Origin of the sequence: Billgrantia bachuensis, assembly GCF_011742165.1 — a bacterium.
Lineage (GTDB): Bacteria > Pseudomonadota > Gammaproteobacteria > Pseudomonadales > Halomonadaceae > Halomonas > Halomonas bachuensis.
The window spans coordinates 1-1,652 of record NZ_JAAQTO010000078.1 but is presented as its reverse complement, the minus strand read 5'-3'; the positions used below and the strand labels follow the sequence as shown (position 1 = coordinate 1,652).

Below are 1,652 nucleotides of genomic sequence, written 5' to 3'. Positions count from 1 at the left end.
AAACGCGTCATCGACTACAACGTCAAGATCCGCGTCAAGGCGGATCACTCCGACGTCGACCTCACCAACGTCAAGATGGCCATGAACCCCTTCTGCGAGATCGCCGTGGAAGAGGCCGTGCGGCTGAAGGAGCGCGGGGTGGCCACCGAGGTCGTCGCCGTGACCATCGGCCCCAAGGCCGCCCAGGAGCAGCTGCGCACCGCACTGGCGCTGGGTGCCGATCGTGCCGTGCATGTCGAGACCGAAGAGCGCGTCGAGTCGCTGGCCGCAGCCAAGCTGCTGGCCAAGGTGGTGGAAGCCGAGCAGCCGGGCCTGGTCATCCTCGGCAAGCAGGCCATCGACACCGACAACAACCAGACCGGCCAGATGCTCGCCGCGCTCGCCGGCCTGCCCCAGGGCACCTTCGCCTCTGAAGTGCAGGTGGACGGGGACAAGGTCCAGGTCACGCGCGAGATCGACGGCGGCCTGCAGACCGTCGAACTGACCCTGCCGGCCATCGTCACCACCGACCTGCGCCTCAACGAGCCGCGCTATGCCAAGCTGCCCGACATCATGAAGGCCAAGAAGAAGCCGCTCGAGGTCAAGAGCCCGGCGGACCTCGGCGTCGAGGTGGCCAGCCGGCTCACGCTGCTCAAGGTCGAATCACCGGCCGAGCGCAAGGGCGGCATCAAGGTGGGCTCCGTCGACGAGCTCGTGGACAAACTCAAGAACGAAGCCAAAGTACTTTGACAGGAGCTGATCTGATGAGCGTACTGGTTCTAGCCGAACATCACGACGGCGTCCTGGTTGGCGCCACCGCCCACGTGGTTGCCGCCGCCAAGGCCATCGGCGGCGACATCGACGTGCTGGTCGCCGGTGAGAACGTCGGTGCCGTCGCGGAAGCCGCCGCCAAGCTCGACGGCGTGAGCAAGGTTCGTGTGGCCGATAATGGCGTCTATGCCCACCAACTGGCCGAACCCCTGGGCGCGCTGCTGGTCGAGCTCGCCGGCGACTACAGCCATGTACTCGCCGCCGCCTCCACCACCGGCAAGAACGTGCTGCCGCGGGTCGCCGCGCTGAAGGACGTCAGCCAGATTTCCGAGATCGTCGAAGTGGTCGACGCCGACACCTTCAAGCGCCCGATCTACGCCGGCAACGCCATCGCCACGGTCAAGAGCGCCGACAGCCTCAAGGTCATCACCGTGCGCAGCACCGGCTTCGATGCGGTAGGTGAGAGCGGTAACGCCGCCATCGAGAGCGTCGACACGGTCGTCGAGAACAGCCAGTCCACCTTCATCAAGCAGGAACTGGCCCAGAGCGACCGCCCCGAGCTGGCCGCGGCCAAGGTGGTCATCTCCGGTGGGCGCGGCATGGGCAGCGGCGAGAACTTCAAGCTGCTCGACGGCATCGCCGACAAGCTGGGTGCCGCCATCGGCGCCTCGCGCGCCGCGGTGGACGCCGGTTTCGTGCCCAACGACATGCAGGTGGGGCAGACCGGCAAGATCGTCGCACCGGAGCTCTACATTGCGGTGGGCATTTCCGGCGCCATCCAGCACCTGGCCGGCATGAAGGACTCCAAGGTGATCGTGGCCATCAACAAGGACGAGGAGGCGCCGATCTTCCAGGTGGCCGATTACGGCCTGGTGGGCGACCTGTTCGAGATCCTGCCGGAG

The 1,652-nt window shown here is 66.4% G+C and carries 2 protein-coding genes; both read left to right on the top strand.

What is annotated here, in order from left to right; all coding sequences use genetic code 11:
• Positions 1-729: electron transfer flavoprotein subunit beta/FixA family protein (locus tag HBJ55_RS22200; protein WP_167120472.1), on the top strand; the 729-nt coding region annotated here is incomplete at its 5' end.
• A gap of 14 nt (positions 730-743) precedes the next feature.
• Positions 744-1,652: electron transfer flavoprotein subunit alpha/FixB family protein (locus HBJ55_RS22195; RefSeq protein WP_167120469.1), on the top strand; the 909-nt coding region annotated here is incomplete at its 3' end.